This is a genomic window from Pseudomonas sp. NY11955 (assembly GCF_048068035.1).
In the GTDB taxonomy this organism is placed as follows: Bacteria; Pseudomonadota; Gammaproteobacteria; order Pseudomonadales; family Pseudomonadaceae; genus Aquipseudomonas.
The window spans coordinates 1-18,078 of record NZ_JBLUPS010000019.1 but is presented as its reverse complement, the minus strand read 5'-3'; the positions used below and the strand labels follow the sequence as shown (position 1 = coordinate 18,078).

Genomic DNA, 18,078 nt, shown 5'->3' with positions numbered 1-18,078 from the left:
GCAGCGAGTGGCGCCATTGTACCGGTCTTGAGGGCAGATACAACCTCTGAAGCAGAAAAAGTCATCATTTCTCAATGACTTGTCCGGGTTTAGCTGGCACAGGGCTAGCGCCGATGGCAAGTTCGGCACAAGACCTGTGGGAGCGGGCGTGCCCGCGAAGAAGGCGCCGCGGTGATCGCCGGCAAGCCAGCACCTGCAAGTGCCTCTAGACAGTGATGCCCTGCCCTGCCAGGAATGCGACAAAGGCCTCTTCGTCCAGCACCTTCACCCCCAGCTCAGCAGCCTTGGCCAACTTGGAGCCCGCACCCGGCCCTGCCACCACGCAGTGGGTCTTGCCAGAAACCGAACCCGCCACCTTGGCCCCCAGGCTTTCCAGCTTGTCCTTGGCGATGTCGCGGCTCATGCGCTCCAGGGTGCCGGTCAGCACCCAGGTCTGGCCAGCAAGCGGCAGGCCTTCGGCAACCTTCTTCTCACTACTCCAGTGCATGCCAAACGCCAGCAACTGCGCTTCGATGTCCCGGGCCAACTTCTGGTTCGCTTCATCCTTGAAGAACTCACGCACCGCGTCGGCCTGCTTCGCCGCCAGAGCCTGGCGCAGGTCAATGCCATCGGCCGCGATGATCTTGTCCAGGCTGTCGAGCTTGGCCACCAGCTTTTCGGCACCTGTCGGGCCCACCGAGGCGATGTCGAGCTTGGCAATCATCCCGGCCAGGGTGGTGCTGGCAGCGAATTCAACTGCCAGCTCGCCTTCGTCCTGTAGCTGCATGCCGCTATCGAGCAGTTGCTGGATAACCTTCTGGTTGTGCTCGTCTTCGAAGAAGTTGTGGATCTCGTATGCCACTTCAAGGCCAATGTCCGGCAGATAAGTCAGCACCTGCGGCAATGCCTGCTGTACACGCGCCAGGCTACCCAGCGAGCGCGCCAGCACCTTGGCGGTCTCTTCGCCGACGTCCGGAATGCCCAACGCGTAGATGAACCGCGCCAAGCTCGGACGCTTGCTGGCTTCGATAGCATCGAGCAACTTCTTGCTGGACACCTCGGCGAAGCCTTCAAGACCCACGATCTGCTCGAACTCCAGCTTGTACAGGTCAGCCGGCGAGCCAATCAGGCCTTCGTCCACCAACTGCTCGACGCTCTTCTCGCCCAGGCCGTCGATGTCCATGGCACGGCGCGACACATAGTGGATGATCGCCTGCTTGAGCTGGGCGCCACAGGCCAGGCGACCAACGCAGCGGTACACCGCGCCTTCACTGGTGGTTTCCTTGCCTTTGCTGCGCTTGACCAGTTGGGTACGCTCGACCTGCGAACCACACACCGGGCACTCGCTCGGCACTTCTACCGGGCGGGCATCGTCCGGACGGCGCTCCAGCACTACCTGCATCACCTGCGGGATCACGTCACCAGCACGGCGAATGATCACCGTGTCGCCGATGCGCAGCCCCAGGCGGGCAATTTCGTCCATGTTGTGCAACGTGGCGTTGGACACGGTCACACCCGCCACCTTGACCGGTTTCAGGCGCGCCACAGGCGTCACCGCACCGGTACGGCCAACCTGGAACTCGACGTCCAGGACCTCGGTCAGCTCTTCCATGGCCGGGAACTTGTGGGCAATCGCCCAGCGCGGCTCTCGGGCGCGGAAGCCCAGCTCGCGCTGGGCAGCCAGGCTGTTGACCTTGAACACTACACCGTCGATTTCATACGGCAGGCCATTACGCCGCTCGCCGATGTCACGGTAATAGGCCAGGCATTCTTCGATACCCGCCGCGTGCTTGAGCTCGCGACTAATCGGCATACCCCAGGCCTTGAGCTGTTCGAGCACGCCGATATGGCTATCGCCAATGCTCTCGGACACCTGGCCAACGCCATAGCAGCAGAATTCCAGCGGGCGGCTGGCGGTAATTTTCGAGTCCAGCTGGCGCAGGCTGCCAGCAGCTGCGTTGCGCGGGTTGGCGAAGGTCTTGCCACCGGCTTCGGCCTGAGTGGCATTGAGCCGGTCGAAACCGGCCTTGCTCATGTACACCTCGCCGCGCACTTCCAGTATCGCTGGCCAGCCCTCACCCTGCAGCTTGAGCGGGATGTTGCGCACGGTGCGCACGTTGGCACTGATGTCTTCGCCGGTGGTGCCGTCGCCACGGGTGGCGCCCTGTACCAACTGGCCGTCGCGGTACAGCAGGCTCACGGCCAGGCCGTCGAGCTTGGGTTCGCAGCTGTAGTCGACCGCGCCGGGTTGGTCGAGGCCTTCTACCACGCGGCGGCCGAATTCACGCAGGTCGGCTTCTTCAAAGGCGTTGCCCAGGCTGAGCATGGGCACTTCGTGGCGCACCTGGCTGAACGCGGCCAAGGCAGCACCGCCAACGCGCTGGGTGGGCGAATCAGGGGTTACCAGGTGTGGGTGTTCGGCTTCCAGCGCCTTGAGCTCGTTGAACAGGCGATCGTATTCGGCATCGGGCACGCTAGGCTCGTCGAGCACGTAATAGCGGTAGTTGTGCTGGTCGAGTTCGGCACGCAGTTCGTGGATACGGGTTTCGGCGGTCATGGGCGTTGTCTTCTCTTGCAAAGCAAAAGAGCAGCCAGGAAGGGCATGGGGTCAGGATTGGTGTTGCCTGTTCCGGCCTCTTCGCGGCACAAGGCCGCTCCTACAAGGGAACGCGGTCGCCTGTAGGAGCGGCCTTGTGCCGCGAAGAGGCCGGAACAGGCAACAACGATACCTGAACCGACCAGCACGCCCTCAGGCTGCTCTTTCGTCTGGATCTGTCAGCGTTTCTGGGTCAGCGCACGGCGCTCGAACTCGACAATGCGCTGGCGATAATGCTCGATGGTCTGGGCGGTCAGCACGCTGCGCTGGTCATCCTTGAGCTCACCGTTCAGTTCGTGGGCCAGCTTGCGCGCGGCGGCCACCATCACGTCGAAGGCTTGCTTCGGATGGCGCGGGCCCGGCAGCCCCAGGAAGAAGCTCACTGCGCGGGTGCTGAAGTGGTCGATGTCGTCCAGGTCGAATACGCCAGGCTTGACTGCGTTGGCCATGGAGAACAGCACTTCGCCGTGGCCGGCCATGCTTTCGTGCCGGTGGAAGATGTCCATTTCGCCGAAACGCAGGCCGCTTTCCAGGATGTTCTGCAGCAACGCCGGGCCCTTGAAGCCGCCCTCGTCGCGGGAGATCACGCTGATCACCAGCACTTCTTCGGCTGGCGGCAAGTCCTTGACGCTGCTGGCAGCCGGCGCAGCGTTGCCGCGGGTGTTGTCGGCGGCAAAGTCATCATCGCTGTCGGCAAACAGGTCGGGCTCGCGCGGCTCGGCGCTCAGGTTCAGGTCACCCTGCTGCACATCGGCAGCCGCGGTGGCGCGCTTGCCACGCTTGCTGGCCTTGGCCGGTTTGGGCTCGCGCTCGCGATCCCGCCCAGAAGCGCTCAGCGACGGCAGGTCGCTTTCGTCCAGCTCAGGCTCCTTGTGGGTGTCCAGCACTCGCGACGGGCCGAGCACTTCGGCACTGCCGCCCTCTTCGTCCGGCAGGTTGGAATAACTGCGATCCAGACGGAATTTCAACTTGCCTTTCCCGCCGCGCATGCGGCGCCAGCCGTCGAAAAGAATCCCGGCAATGACAATGATGCCGATGACGATCAGCCACTCGCGCAGACCGATTTCCATGTAATCCCGTGCCTCTATAAAAATATGCTTGAAAACAAAGGGTTCAAAGCCCTTTAACACGTGGCGCCAACTCTATGTTCTGACAGGCGTTTTACCCACGCAAAAAACGAGTGACATTAAGCTAGCACGACCAAAGACAACTTTACACCGTCTGTCGCACATGACGGGGGCATTTCGCTACAGAATGTGCCCCCATCGTCGCGCTTCAAGCGTCGACCATGGCCATTGCCGCCTCCACATCAACTGCAACAAGACGTGAACAACCGGGTTCATGCATGGTCACCCCCATCAATTGATCCGCCATCTCCATGGCAATCTTGTTATGGGTGATGTAGATGAACTGCACGCTTTCACTCATTTCCTTGACCAGACGCGCATAGCGCCCGACGTTGGCATCGTCCAGCGGCGCATCGACCTCGTCGAGCATGCAGAACGGTGCGGGGTTCAACTTGAAGATGGCGAACACCAGCGCCAAGGCGGTCAGTGCTTTCTCACCGCCAGACAGCAGATGGATGGTGCTGTTCTTCTTGCCCGGCGGACGCGCCATGATCGTCACCCCTGTATCGAGTAGATCTTCGCCCGTCAGTTCCAGATAAGCGCTGCCACCACCGAAAACTTTTGGGAAAAGTGCCTGTAATCCGGCATTTATCTGATCAAAGGTATCTTTGAAGCGGTTGCGGGTTTCCTTGTCGATCTTGCGAATGACGTTTTCCAGCGTCTCCAGCGCTTCAACCAAGTCGGCGTCCTGGGCGTCCAGGTAGCGTTTACGCTCGGACTGCTGCTCATACTCTTCGATGGCCGCCAGGTTGATTGCCCCCAGGCGCTGGATGCGTGCCTCTAATTGCTCCAACTCCTGTTCGGTACCCTGCTCGCTGGCCTCGGCCTCCAGGGTGGCGAGCACGCCTTGCAGGTCATAGCCATCGGCCAGCAATTGCTCCTGCAGGGTCTTGCGCCGCACATCCAGGCCTTGGCACTCCAGGCGCAGCTGCTCCAGCTGGCCACGCAGCAACTGGGCCTGCTGCTCGGCCTGGGTACGCCGTTTTTCGGCATCGCGCAGTTCGCGGTCGGCTTCGTCCATGTGCAGGCGGGCCTGGCGCATTTCCTCGTCGACGCTCATGCGCCGCTCCAGCAGCTCTTCCAGCTTCAGGCGCAATTCTTCCTGCGGCGCCTCGCCCTCCTCAAGGTTCAGGCTCAGTTGCTCCTGGCGCTCGGTCAGGCGTGCGGCCTGCTGTTCCAGACGCTCAAGGGCCTGGCGGGTGGAATCGTGCTGGGCCCGCAGCGACCCTAGGCGCACCGCCAGTTGGTGGGCGTGGTCCTTGTGCTGGCGAGCCTCCTGGCGCACCCGGTCGAGGCTTTCGCGCAGGGTGTCGCGGCGAGCCATCAACTGTTCGCGCTGCTCGGTATCCTGGGCCATCAGCTCCAGGGCCTCTTGCAGCAGCAGGCGTGCTTCGCCCAGCTGCTCGTGCTCCAGGGCGCGCTGCTCTTCCAGTTCGCTCAGTTCCTCCTGCAGGCGCCGACGCCGCAGCTCGACCTGCTCGGCACGCGCCCGACTGGCCGAAAGGCTGGCCTTCAGCTCGCCGTGCAGGCGGTTCTCTTCCTGGGTGCGGCGGCGCAATTGTTCGCGTTGTTCCTCCAGCCCCAACTGCTGCTCGCGCAGGGCCTGCAGCTGTTGATCGAGCTGTTCCAGCGCCGCTTCCTGCTCCAGCTGCTCCTGGCCCAGACGTTCGATTTCCTGGCCGCGCGCCAGCACGCCACCTTCAGCCTCGCCACCACGGCGCACCCGCAGGAAATGCCGGCCAACCCAGTAGCCATCGCGACTGACCAGGCTCTGGCCCTCGCCGAGCGACATGCGCTGCGCCAGTGCCTGGGCCAAGTCCTCCACAGGCTTGACCTGGCCCAGCCAGGGCGCCAGGTCGATACCGCCCTCGACCTTTTCCAGCAGGCTGCCGGGCAAGGGCAAGCTGCTGCCGCTGGCCAGCAGTAAACGCAACTCGCCCTGCTCCAAACCGGCAAAATCGAGATTGTTGAAATCGTCCACCAGCACGGCCTGCAGATCGGCGCCAAGCACCGTCTCCACGGCCATCTCCCAACCGGGCTCCACCCGCAAGCCTTCGGCCAGCCGCGGCTGTCGCTCCAGCCCTTGGCCGTGGAGCCACTGCGCAGCACCTGCGCCCGGCTCCAACGCAGCCTGTTGCAAGGCCTCCAGCGAGGCCAGGCGACCGCCCAGACGCTGCAAGTCGCCCTGCGCCTGCTGCTGGGCCTGGGTGGCCTGTTGCAATTGCTCGCGCGCGTCTTCCAGGCGCTCGACCACCTGTTCTTCGGACAACTGCAATTCTTCCAGCAACATTTCGCTGCTGGCCAATTGCTCGGCCCATTCAAGCATGGCGGCGTCCTGCGGGTCGCTGCCCAGTTGCTCGCGCTCCTCACCCAGCTTGCGCTGGCGTTCAGCCTGGCGCTCTAGGCTGGCTTCCAACTGCTGCAAGCGCGACTGCTGCACTTCGGCCTGGCGGCGCGGTTCGGCGGAGCGGCTATTGAAGCTGTCCCACTGTTCCTGCCAGCCGTGCATACCCAGCTCGGCCTCTTCGAGTGCGACAGCGGCTTCTTCGGCGGCGGCCAGGGTCATTTCCTGCTCGGGTTCGAGCATGGCCAGCTCTTCGCCCAAGGTGGCCAGCAGGGTGCGGTCGTGGCCCAGGTGCGCTTCGGTTTCCAGGCGCGTGCGTTCGGCTTCCTTGAAGTCATCCTGCAACTGGCGCAAGCGCTGCTGGCCGTGCTGGATGCTCTGCTCGACCCGAGCGATGTCACCGGCCACCGAATAGAAACGGCCTTGCACCTGGTTGAAGCGCTCGGACAATTCGTGATGGCCGTCGCGCAGGCGTTCGATGCTGGCATCGGCATTGCGCTGCTCGGCCACCAACGCCTCATGGGACACGTCCTGGTCGCCGATCACCGACTCGCGCTGGCGTACCCGCTCGTCAAGGTCGCGCCAGCGCAAGGCCGACAGGCGCGCTTTCATCTGGCGCTCCTGGGCCTTGTATTCGCGGTACTTCTCGGCCGCCTGGGCCTGGCGATGCAGGCGCTCCAGCTGGCGCTCAAGCTCTTCGCGCAGGTCGGTCAGGCGTGCCAGGTTCTCCTGGGTTCGGCGGATGCGGCTCTCGGTCTCGCGGCGGCGCTCCTTGTACTTGGAGATGCCGGCCGCTTCTTCGATGAAGTTGCGCAGTTCCTCGGGCTTGGCTTCGATCAGCTTGGAGATCATGCCCTGTTCGATGATCGAGTAACTGCGCGGCCCCAGGCCAGTGCCGAGGAAAATGTCGGTAATGTCGCGGCGGCGGCACTTGGTGCCGTTGAGGTAATAGCTGTTCTGCCCGTCGCGGGTCACCTTGCGGCGGATCGAAATCTCGGCGTAGGCGGCATATTCGCCGACCAGGGTGGTTTCACTGTTGTCGAACACCAGCTCGATGCTGGCCTGGCTGACCGGCTTGCGACCACTGGAGCCATTGAAGATGACGTCGGTCATCGACTCGCCGCGCAGGTTCTTCGCCGAACTCTCGCCCATCACCCAGCGTACTGCGTCGATGATGTTGGACTTGCCGCAGCCATTGGGGCCGACCACGGCTGCCATGTTGCTGGGGAAGTTGACCGTGGTCGGGTCGACGAACGACTTGAACCCGGCCAGACGAATGCACTTCAGGCGCATCGGTCAGCCTCGGGCCAGTGCCGCCAGCACCAGTTCGCAGCTGCGCTGGCCATAGGCGGTGAGCACCTCGCGAATGCGCGGCAGGTCACGGGCGACCACGGCTTCGAGCAGGCGGGCGAACAGGTCGAGATAGTCGATCATGTTGGCCTGGCGCTGGTCCAGCGACAGGTAGTAGGCACGGCTCATGGCTGGCTGCAGGTTTTCCACGGTTTCCTGCAGGAACGGGTTGTCGGCGAACGGAAAGGCCGCGCGCATGACCGCAAAGCTTTCGGCGACGAACGTCTTGATGTCGAGTTGGTCATGGGCACGCTGCAGGCGCTGCTGAATCTCCAGAAATGGGCGCAAGTCGGCTTCGGTGCGCCATTTTTGCGCAACCGCGTTGCCCAGCAGGATGTAGAACTCGCCCATCAGCGCGCACAGGCTGCGCACACTGCGCTCATCCAGTTCGGTCACATGGGCACCCCGGCGCGGCAAGATCGCCACCAGGTGGCGGCGTTCGAGGATCAGCAATGCTTCGCGCACCGAACCGCGGCTGACGTTGAGCGCCTGGGTAACCTTCTGCTCCTGGATACGCTCGCCTGGTGCCAGCTCGCCGCGGATGATGCGTTCGGCCAGGTAATCGGCAATCTGCTCGGAGAGGCTGTCCGGGGCCTTGAACGTCATGGTTTTCCTTCAAAATCATTGAACTGGGCACAAGGGGCGGATTGTAGCGTACTTGGGCGGTAATCGCGCAGAGGGGCCAAGCGGTTTATTTGACCTGCCAGACAGCCAGGCGCGCGGCGCGATCTATGCTTGGGATATGGGCAATGTGTTCGGCCGGGCATGGACATGAGCAATTTCTTGACCTTAAAGTCAGAAAAATATTGACCTGCTAGACAGGTCTTGCTTAGAGTCCGCCCAACAACAATAAAACCATTGCGAGGCCATCCCCGTGATCCAGTTTCTCGTCAACCAGGAGCTGCGTAGTGAGCACGCCCTGGACCCGAACATGACGGTGCTGCAGTACTTGCGCGAGCACCTGGGCAAACCCGGTACCAAGGAGGGCTGTGCCAGCGGAGACTGCGGCGCCTGTACCGTGGTGATCGGTGAACTGACCCAGGACGAACAAGGCAACGACAGCCTGCGCTACCGCAGCCTGAACTCGTGCCTGACCTTCGTCTCGTCGCTGCACGGCAAGCAACTGATCAGCGTCGAAGGCCTCAAGCACCAGGGCCAGCTGCACAGCGTGCAACAGGCCATGGCCGATTGCCATGGTTCGCAATGCGGCTTCTGCACCCCAGGTTTCGTCATGTCGCTGTTTGCCCTGCAAAAGAACAGCAATGGCCCCGACTTACACCAAGCCCAGGAAGCCCTGGCCGGCAACCTGTGCCGCTGCACTGGCTACCGGCCGATCCTCGACGCCGCCGAGCAAAGCTGCCGCCAGCCGTGCAGCGATCAGTTCGATGCCCAGCAGGCGCAAACCATCAGCCGCCTAAAAGCCATTGCCCCAACCCAGACCGGCGAGCTCAACAGTGGCGACAAGCGCTGCCTGGTGCCGCTGACCGTGGCCGACCTGGCCGACCTGTACAGTTCGCACCCCGAAGCCCGCCTGCTGGCCGGTGGTACCGACCTGGCGCTGGAGGTCACCCAGTTCCACAGGACCTTGCCGGTCATGATCTACGTCGGCCATGTGGCGGAGCTCAAGCGCATCGAGAAAACCGCCAGCCACCTGGAAATCGGGGCCGCCACGCCACTCACCGACTGCTACGGCGCACTGAACGAGGAATACCCCGACTTCGGCGCCCTGCTGCACCGCTTCGCCTCGCTGCAGATCCGCAACCAGGGCACTCTCGGCGGCAATATCGGCAACGCCTCGCCGATCGGCGACTCGCCACCCCTGCTGATCGCCCTGGATGCGCAAATCGTCCTGCGCCAAGGCGAGCGCCAACGGGTGATGCCACTGGAAGATTACTTCATCGACTACCGCATCACCGCCCGCCAGGACAGCGAGTTCATCGAGAAGATCATCGTGCCGCGTGCCACCCGCGACTGGGCATTCCGCGCCTACAAGGTGTCCAAACGCCTGGACGATGACATCTCCGCCGTGTGCGGGGCATTCAACTTGAGCATCGAAAACGGCGTGGTCAGCGGTGTGCGCATCGCCTTCGGCGGCATGGCGGCGATCCCCAAGCGCGCCCGCGCCTGCGAGGCGGCGCTGCGCGGCAAGCCGTGGGATCAGGCCGCCATCGAGCGTGCCTGCCAAGCCTTGGCCGAGGACTTCACCCCGCTCAGCGACTTCCGCGCCAGCAAGGAATACCGCCTGCTGACCGCGCAGAACCTGTTGCGCAAGTACTTCATCGAACAGCAAACGCCGTACATCGAAACCCGGGTGACCGCCTATGTCTAACCATCACGTAGCCAAGAGCCAGGCCGAGATGGCCGAGCTGTTCAGACAGGACCTGACCACTGGGGTGGGCCGCAGCGTCAAGCACGACAGCGCCGACAAGCATGTGTCTGGCGAGGCACTGTACATCGACGATCGCCTGGAATTCCCCAACCAGCTGCATGTCTATGCGCGCACCGCCGACCGTGCCCATGCGCGCATCCTGCGTATCGACACCACGCCATGCTATGCCTTCGACGGCGTTCGCATCGCCATCACTCACGAAGACATCCCCGGCCTGAAGGACATCGGCCCGGTGGTGGCCGGCGACCCACTGCTGGCCATCGACAAGGTCGAGTTCTTCGGCCAGCCAGTGCTGGCCGTCGCTGCCCGCGACCTTGAAACCGCACGCCGCGCGGCCATGGCCGCCATCGTCGAGTACGAAGACCTTGAACCCGTGCTGGACGTGGTCGAGGCACTGCGCAAGAAGCACTTCGTGCTCGACAGCCACACCCACCAGCGTGGCGATTCCGCTGCCGCCCTGGCCAGCGCCCCGCACCGCATTCAGGGCACCCTGCACATTGGCGGCCAGGAACACTTCTACCTGGAAACTCAGATTTCCTCGGTGATGCCTACCGAAGACGGCGGCATGATCGTCTACTGCTCCACGCAGAACCCCACCGAAGTGCAGAAACTGGTCGCCGAAGTGCTCGACGTGCCAATGAACAAGGTGGTGCTGGACATGCGCCGCATGGGTGGCGGTTTTGGCGGCAAGGAAACCCAGGCGGCAAGCCCGGCATGCCTGTGCGCGGTGGTTGCGCGCCTGACCGGCCAGCCGACCAAGATGCGCCTGCCACGGGTCGAAGACATGACCATGACCGGCAAGCGTCACCCGTTCTACGTCGAGTACGACGTGGGCTTCGACGATAACGGCCGGCTGCACGGCATCAATTTTGACCTGGCCGGCAACTGTGGTTATTCACCCGACCTGTCCGGCTCGATCGTCGACCGCGCCATGTTCCACTCGGACAACGCCTACTACCTGGGCGATGCCACCGTGCACGGCCACCGCTGCAAAACCAACACCGCGTCCAACACGGCCTATCGCGGCTTTGGCGGCCCGCAGGGGATGGTCGCCATCGAGCAGGTCATGGACCATATCGCCCGCCACCTGGGCCGCGACCCGCTGGCGGTGCGCAAGGCCAACTACTACGGCAAGACCGAGCGTAACGTCACCCACTACTACCAGACCGTCGAGCACAACATGCTCGAAGAGATGACCGCCGACCTGGAGGCCAGCAGCGACTACGCCGAGCGCCGCGAATCGATCCGCCGCTTCAACGCCAACAGCCCGGTACTGAAGAAGGGCCTGGCGCTGACGCCGGTCAAGTTCGGCATTTCGTTCACCGCCACGTTCCTCAACCAAGCCGGTGCGCTGATCCACATCTACACCGATGGCAGCATCCACCTGAACCACGGTGGCACCGAGATGGGCCAGGGCCTGAACACCAAGGTGGCACAGGTGGTGGCGCAGATCTTCCAGGTGGATTTCAGCCGCATCCAGATCACCGCCACCAATACCGACAAGGTGCCCAATACCTCGCCGACCGCTGCTTCCAGCGGTGCCGACCTGAACGGCAAGGCGGCGCAGAATGCCGCTGAAATCCTCAAGCGGCGCCTGACCGAGTTCGCCGCACGGCACTATCAGGTGACCGAGGAAGACGTCGAGTTCCGCAACGGCCATGTGCGCGTGCGCGACCAGATCGTCAGCTTCGAGCAACTGGTGCAGCAGGCTTACTTCGCCCAGGTGTCGCTGTCCAGCACCGGGTTCTACCGCACGCCGAAGATCTTCTATGACCGCAGCCAGGCACGCGGCCGGCCGTTCTACTACTACGCCTTTGGTGCCGCCTGCGTGGAAGTGATCGTCGACACCTTGACCGGCGAGTACAAGATGCTGCGTGCCGACATCCTGCACGACGTGGGCGATTCGCTGAACCCGGCGATCGACATCGGCCAGGTGGAGGGTGGATTCATCCAGGGCATGGGCTGGCTCACCACCGAAGAGCTGGTGTGGAACGCCAAAGGCAAGCTGATGACCAACGGCCCGGCCAGCTACAAAATCCCGGCAGTGGCCGACATGCCGCTGGATTTGCGGGTGAAGCTGGTGGAAAACCGCAAGAACCCGGAGGACACCGTGTTCCACTCCAAGGCCGTGGGTGAGCCGCCGTTCATGCTCGGCATCGCCGCCTGGTGTGCGATCAAGGATGCCGTGGCCAGCCTTGCCGATTACCGGGTGCAGCCAAACATCGACGCACCCGCGACACCGGAGCGGGTGCTGTGGGGCTGCGAGCAGATGCGCAAGGCGGTGACCCAACACAAACCATCGGCTCAAGAGCTGGAAACCGTCACCCACTGACAGCGAGGAACCCTGTGGGAGCGGGCTTGCCCGCGAAGAAGACGACACCGTGAATGGCACCGGCTCTGCCGGTGTTCGCGGCGGTTCGACGCCTCGACAAGCCTGCTCCCACAGGATCTGCGGCGCAACGTAGAGAGGTTGCATCATGCACCAATGGATCAACGCCCTCGCCGACCACCAGTCCCGCGGCGAAGCCTGCGTACTGGTAACCATCATCGAGGAGCGCGGCTCAACCCCGCGCAACGCAGGCTCGAAGATGGTGGTCAGCACCAGCGGCCTGTTCGACACCATCGGCGGCGGCCACCTGGAATACAAGGCCCTGCACATCGCCCGGCAAATGCTCGAAGAGCAACGCACCACCCCGCACCTGGAGCGCTTCAGCCTCGGCGCCAGCCTGGGCCAGTGCTGTGGCGGCGCCACCGTGCTGCTGTTCGAACCGATGGCCGCCGTGCAGGCGCAGATCGCCGTGTTCGGCGCGGGCCATGTCGGCCGGGCTCTGGTACCCTTGCTCGCCGCGCTGCCCTGCCGGGTACGCTGGATCGACTCGCGCGAACAGGAATTCCCCGAACTCATCCCCAACGGGGTGACCAAGGTGGTCAGTGAGGAACCGGTCGACGAAGTCGCGGAGCTGCCGTCAGGCTGCTACTGCATCGTCATGACCCACAACCACCAGCTCGACCTGGAGCTGACCGCCGCCATTCTCAAGCGCAACGACTTCACCTGGTTCGGCCTGATTGGCTCGAAAACCAAACGGGTCAAATTCGAACACCGCCTGCGCGAGCGCGGCTACGACGAAGCCGTGATGGCGCGCATGCGCTGCCCGATGGGCCTGGCCGAGGTCAAGGGCAAGCTGCCCATCGAGATCGCCGTGTCCATTGCCGGTGAAATCATCGCCACCTACAACGCCTGCTTCGGCCAGCACGACGCTGGTGCCAATGCCGGCCCCATTGCCCAGTTGCTGCCGCCCTCCCGGCGCAGCCAAGCCATTTGACGAGTGTGTTATGACCGTTACCCGCAAAGCCTACCGTGCCGCCATCCTGCACAGCATCGCCGACCCGGCCGAGGTGGGCCTGGAGGCTTCCCATGAATACTTCGAAGACGGCCTGCTGGTGGTCGACGATGGCCGCATCAGCGCCATTGGCCACGCCAGCGACCTGCTGCCGACGCTGGGCGCCGGCATCCCGGTGGAGCACTACCAGGATGCGCTGATCACCCCAGGCTTCATCGACACCCACATCCATTTCCCGCAGACCGGCATGATCGGCTCCTACGGCGAACAGCTCCTGGATTGGCTGAACACCTATACCTTCCCCTGCGAAAAGCAGTTCGCCGATAAAGCGCACGCCGACCAGGTGGCGAAGATCTTCCTCAAGGAGTTGCTGCGCAACGGCACCACCACCGCGCTGGTGTTCGGCAGCGTGCACCCGGAATCGGTCAATGCGCTGTTCGAAGAAGCCGAGCGCCTGGACCTGCGCCTGATCGCCGGCAAGGTGATGATGGACCGCAACGCCCCGGACTACCTGACCGACACGGCAGAGTCCGGCTATGCCGAAAGCAAGGCGCTGATCGAGCGCTGGCACGGCAAAGGTCGCCTGCACTATGCGGTCACCCCGCGTTTCGCGCCCACCAGCACGCCGGAACAGCTGACCCTGGCCGGCCAACTGCTCAAGGAACACCCCGGCGTGTACATGCACACGCACCTGTCGGAAAACCTCAAGGAAATCGACTGGGTCAAGTCGCTGTTCCCCGAGCAGAAAGGCTACCTGGACGTATACGACCACTTCGAACTGCTGGGCGAGCGCTCAGTATTTGCCCACGGCGTGCACCTGTGCGACGACGAGTGCCAACGCCTGGCCGAAACCGGCTCGGCCGTGGCCTTCTGCCCCACCTCCAACCTGTTCCTGGGCAGCGGCCTGTTCAACCTGCCCCAAGCCGAGCGCTTCAAGGTCAACGTGGGCCTGGGTACCGACGTGGGCGCCGGCACCAGCTTCTCGCTGCTCAACACGCTGAACGAGGCGTACAAGGTGATGCAGCTGCAAGGCGCCCGCCTGCACCCCTACAAGTCACTGTACCTGGCCACCCTCGGCGGCGCCCGCGCGCTGCGCCTGGATGACCGCATCGGCAGCCTGCGCCCGGGCAACGACGCCGACTTCGTGGTGCTGGACTACAAGGCCACGCCGCTGCTGGACTACCGCATTCAGCAGTCCAACAGCATCGAAGAAACCTTGTTCGTGCTCACCACCCTGGGCGATGACCGCACGGTGCGTGAAACCTACGCCGCCGGGCGCTGCGTGCACCAGCGCTAAGGTTCTTTCGCCAGGCCCCGGTACAGCGCGCCGCCGATTGCAGCCCCGATCAGCGGCGCCACCCAGAACAGCCACAGCTGCTGCAGGGCCCAGCCACCGACGAACAAGGCTGGCCCCGTGCTGCGCGCGGGGTTGACCGAGGTGTTGGTCACCGGGATGGAGATCAGGTGTATCAGCGTCAGGGCCAGGCCAATGGCGATGGGCGCAAAGCCTGCTGGTGCGCGGGAATCGGTCGCGCCCATGATCACCACCAGGAACATCGCGGTCATCACCACTTCACTGATAAAGCCCGCGCCCAGCGTGTAACCACCAGGCGAATGGTCGGCATAGCCATTGGAAGCCAGCCCCGAGGACAGCTCGAAACCAGCCTTGCCGCTGGCGATGAGATAGATCACTCCTGCCGCCAGAATGGCGCCGATTACTTGCGCGATCACGTAGGGCAGCAGCTCTTTGGCCGGGAAGCGCCCGCCCACCACCAGCCCGAACGAGACGGCGGGGTTCAAGTGGCAGCCGGAGATATGGCCGATGGCGAACGCCATGGTCAGCACAGTGAGGCCGAAGGCGAAAGCGACACCGAGTACGCCGATGCCTACAGGAGAACTGGCTGCGAGTACCGCACTGCCGCAGCCACCAAGCACCAGCCAGAAAGTACCGACCAGTTCGGCACCCATTCGCTTACCGAGGGACATGCTCATGAATCCATTCCTCAAGAAGTTGAACGCAACGAATGCGCAAGCCCAACTGCTTGATGAAGGTTTGCTCACAAGAATTTAGCAGACGTTTGGCTGATGGCCAGTAATGGCTGGGGGGCGCTTCGCGCCCCATTCGCAGCACAAGGCTGCTCCTACAGGGTTACGCGATTTCTGTAGGAGCAGCCTTGTGCTGCGAATGGGCTGCAAAGCAGCCCCAGGCAAACGATCAACCCTTGGCCGAAACCTTGGGCTTTTTCAGCAAGTGCGAGAACACCGCGTGCAGATCGTCCGAGGCGCTCTCCTCGTCCAGGTTCAGCTTGCTGTCGATGTGGTCCATGTGATGCATCATCAGGCTCACCGCCTGCTCGGCATCGCGCGCTTCGATGGCATCGATCAACTGCATGTGCTCGTCATATGAGCAATGCGAGCGGTTGCCGCTTTCATACTGGGCAATGATCAGCGAGGTCTGCGACACCAGGCTGCGCTGGAAGCTCACCAGCGGTGCATTGCCCGCGGCTTCGGCCAGCTTGAGGTGGAACTCGCCGGAAAGGCGAATGCCGGCACCGCGATCACCGCGCGAGAAGCTGTCGCGCTCTTCACGCACCATTTGCCGCAGCTCGTTGAGCTGGTCGAGGGTGGCGTGCTGTACGGCCAGCTCGGTGATGGCGCGTTCGACCATGCGCCGCGAGAAGAACACCTGGCGTGCCTCTTCCACGGTCGGGCTGGCGACTACCGCGCCGCGATTAGGCCGCAGCAGCACCACGCTTTCATGGGCCAGACGCGACAAGGCGCGGCGGATGATGGTACGGCTGACGCCAAAGATTTCGCCCAGCGCTTCCTCGCTCAACTTGGTGCCCGGTGCCAGCCGCTGCTCGAGGATCGCCTCGAAAATATGCGCGTAGACGATGTCGTCCTGGGTACCGCTGCGGCCGGCCTTGCCGACACGTGCAGGTTTCTTCAGAGGTTGCAGCTGTTCGTTCATGGGCTCTCGAGGCACGAAGAGAAAGTATGGCGCCATTGTACACAGGCTGAGGCGATTCCGCAGGGGGCGTTTTACCTATATAGCCGTTGTACGACGCATTGCGCACACAAAACATAAAACATTATTTGCATTCTTTGTACACAAAAGCATAATCCACCGAGCAACTTCTTGACCCATGAGTCAACAAAACGGTCGGACGTCTGCCTTCCCTCGCGGAGCCGCCAAGTGCATTGCGCAGGAAACTGGCTCCATAACAACAAGAAAGACTTGAGGAGTACTCGCTGTGGAAAGCCGCAAATCCGAAGCCCCTACGCTGGATCTTGCCCCACCGCTCGAAACGAGCTGGCTGGAGCGGATTTTCAAACTCAAGCAACACGGCAGCACCGTCAAAACCGAAATGATCGCCGGGGTGACCACCTTCATCACCATGGCCTACATCATCTTCGTCAACCCCAACATCATGGCCGACGCCGGCATCGACCATGGTGCCGCCTTCGTCGCCACCTGCATCGCCGCCGCGCTGGGCTGCCTGCTGATGGGCCTGTACGCCAACTGGCCGGTGGGCCTGGCGCCGGGCATGGGGCTTAACGCGTTCTTCACCTACACCGTGGTCGGCACCATGGGCTACAACTGGGAAACGGCGCTGGGGGCGGTGTTCGTCTCGGGCGTGCTGTTCATGTTCCTGACCTTGTCGAAAGTGCGCGAATGGTTGCTCAACAGCATCCCGGTCAGCCTGCGCCATGCCATGGGGGCCGGCGTCGGATTGTTTCTCGGGCTGATCGGCCTGAAGACGGCAGGCATCATCGTCGACAGCCCCGCCACGCTGATCAAGCTGGGCTCGCTGCATGAGCCAGGGCCGCTGCTGGCGGCCGTGTGCTTCCTGCTGATCGCCATCCTCAGCTACAAGCGGGTGTTCGGTGCGATCCTGATCAGCATCATTGGCGTCACCCTGGCCGGTTGGGGTCTGGGCCTGGTGAAGTTCGGCGGGGTGATGTCGATGCCGCCGAGCCTGGCACCGACCTGGATGGCCATGGACGTGGCAGGCGTGTTCAATGTCAGCATGATCAGCGTGGTGCTGGCCTTCCTGTTCGTGCACATGTTCGACACCGCCGGCACGCTGATGGGCGTTGCGCAACGGGCCAACCTGGTGGCGCCGGACGGACGCATCGAGAACCTGTCGAAGGCGTTGAAGGCCGACAGTGCATCGAGCGTGTTCGGTGCGGTGGTGGGTGTGCCGCCCGTGACCAGCTATGTGGAAAGTGCCGCGGGCGTAGCGGCAGGCGGTCGTACGGGCCTGACAGCTGTGGTCGTCGGTATCCTGTTCATCGCCGCCATGTTCTTCGCCCCGCTGGCAGGCATGATTCCGGCCTATGCGACTGCAGGTGCGCTGATCTACGTGGCCATGCTGATGATGGGCAGCATGGCGCATATCCACTGGGATGAAGCCACCGACAGCATTCCGGCGATCGTCACGGTGATCATGATGCCGCTGACCTTCTCGGTCGCCGACGGTATTGCCCTGGGCTTCATCAGCTATGTGGCATTGAAGGCGGGCACTGGCAAATACAAGGAAATCTCCGCCAGCCTGTGGGTGCTGTGCGCGATCTTCATTGCCAAGTTCGTGTTCCTCTGAGCACTGATACGCCGACCAAAAGGGCGCTTCGGCGCCCTTTTCTGGTTTAGCCGCAGATGTGCTCGCCGAGAGGTAGGGTCGAGGCCACCAGGTGCCCGCCTTGGGTTTTGAGGTGGTGCATAGATCGAGCGCCGCCCGCGCGGCGCATCGCGAGCGAAGCTCGCTCCTACATTTGTTTTGGCCAGTAACGCCTGTGACAGGCGCGCGCGACCGCCTTGTTTGTACGACGCGATATCGAGCCATGCGCCAAGGCGTTCGCGCGCAAATCCCACAGGCATGATTGGCCCGAAACAAATGTAGGAGCGAGCTTCGCTCGCGATGCGCCGCGCGGGCGGCGCTCGATCTCAC

At 63.1% G+C, this 18,078-nt stretch carries 11 protein-coding genes; 5 read left to right on the top strand and 6 right to left on the bottom strand.

Going from position 1 to position 18,078, the window contains the following annotated elements; translation table 11 throughout:
- Positions 1 to 205: 205 nt before the first annotated feature.
- The 4 genes from ligA to ACNFBR_RS25585 all read right to left on the bottom strand — a co-directional run bounded on the left by ligA (position 206) and on the right by ACNFBR_RS25585 (position 8,002).
- Complete coding sequence (ligA, locus tag ACNFBR_RS25600) at positions 206 to 2,536, bottom strand: NAD-dependent DNA ligase LigA (protein WP_416737318.1); 2,331 nt, start codon at positions 2,534 to 2,536, stop codon at positions 206 to 208.
- Positions 2,537 to 2,754: 218 nt separating this feature from the next.
- Positions 2,755 to 3,645, bottom strand: a complete 891-nt coding sequence (zipA, locus tag ACNFBR_RS25595) for a cell division protein ZipA (protein ID WP_416737317.1) — start codon at positions 3,643 to 3,645, stop codon at positions 2,755 to 2,757.
- A 205-nt stretch (positions 3,646 to 3,850) separates the two neighbouring features.
- Positions 3,851 to 7,339, bottom strand: a complete 3,489-nt coding sequence (gene smc / locus ACNFBR_RS25590) for a chromosome segregation protein SMC (protein ID WP_416737315.1) — start codon at positions 7,337 to 7,339, stop codon at positions 3,851 to 3,853.
- Positions 7,340 to 7,342: 3 nt separating this feature from the next.
- A complete protein-coding gene (locus ACNFBR_RS25585; protein WP_416737314.1) occupies positions 7,343 to 8,002 on the bottom strand; it encodes a GntR family transcriptional regulator in 660 nt (219 codons plus the stop codon).
- A 268-nt stretch (positions 8,003 to 8,270) separates the two neighbouring features.
- Between ACNFBR_RS25585 and xdhA the strand changes: the two genes are divergently transcribed.
- The 4 genes from xdhA (at position 8,271) to guaD (ending at position 14,423) form a co-directional block, all read left to right on the top strand.
- Positions 8,271 to 9,725, top strand: a complete 1,455-nt coding sequence (gene xdhA / locus ACNFBR_RS25580) for a xanthine dehydrogenase small subunit (protein WP_416737312.1) — start codon at positions 8,271 to 8,273, stop codon at positions 9,723 to 9,725.
- On the top strand, positions 9,718 to 12,117 hold the full coding sequence (gene xdhB / locus ACNFBR_RS25575) for a xanthine dehydrogenase molybdopterin binding subunit (protein ID WP_416737311.1): 2,400 nt from the start codon (positions 9,718 to 9,720) through the stop codon (positions 12,115 to 12,117). Before xdhA ends, xdhB begins: the two co-directional genes overlap by 8 nt.
- 145 nt (positions 12,118 to 12,262) lie before the next feature.
- The gene (gene xdhC, locus ACNFBR_RS25570) at positions 12,263 to 13,108 is read left to right on the top strand and encodes a xanthine dehydrogenase accessory protein XdhC (RefSeq protein WP_416737310.1); all 846 of its coding nucleotides are present in this window, start codon (positions 12,263 to 12,265) and stop codon (positions 13,106 to 13,108) included.
- Between the two features lie 10 nt (positions 13,109 to 13,118).
- The gene (guaD, locus tag ACNFBR_RS25565) at positions 13,119 to 14,423 is read left to right on the top strand and encodes a guanine deaminase (protein WP_416737309.1); all 1,305 of its coding nucleotides are present in this window, start codon (positions 13,119 to 13,121) and stop codon (positions 14,421 to 14,423) included.
- Here guaD and aqpZ read toward each other — a convergent pair.
- Positions 14,420 to 15,118: an aquaporin Z gene (gene aqpZ / locus ACNFBR_RS25560; protein WP_016711724.1), complete on the bottom strand. Its 699-nt coding sequence runs from the start codon at positions 15,116 to 15,118 to the stop codon at positions 14,420 to 14,422. The two genes, guaD and aqpZ, sit on opposite strands and share 4 nt — an antisense overlap.
- Positions 15,119 to 15,341: 223 nt before the next feature.
- Positions 15,342 to 16,097: a GntR family transcriptional regulator gene (locus ACNFBR_RS25555; RefSeq protein ID WP_012273431.1), complete on the bottom strand. Its 756-nt coding sequence runs from the start codon at positions 16,095 to 16,097 to the stop codon at positions 15,342 to 15,344.
- A gap of 283 nt (positions 16,098 to 16,380) precedes the next feature.
- Between ACNFBR_RS25555 and ACNFBR_RS25550 the strand changes: the two genes are divergently transcribed.
- Complete coding sequence (locus tag ACNFBR_RS25550) at positions 16,381 to 17,730, top strand: NCS2 family permease (RefSeq protein ID WP_416737307.1); 1,350 nt, start codon at positions 16,381 to 16,383, stop codon at positions 17,728 to 17,730.
- Positions 17,731 to 18,078 lie beyond the last annotated feature (348 nt).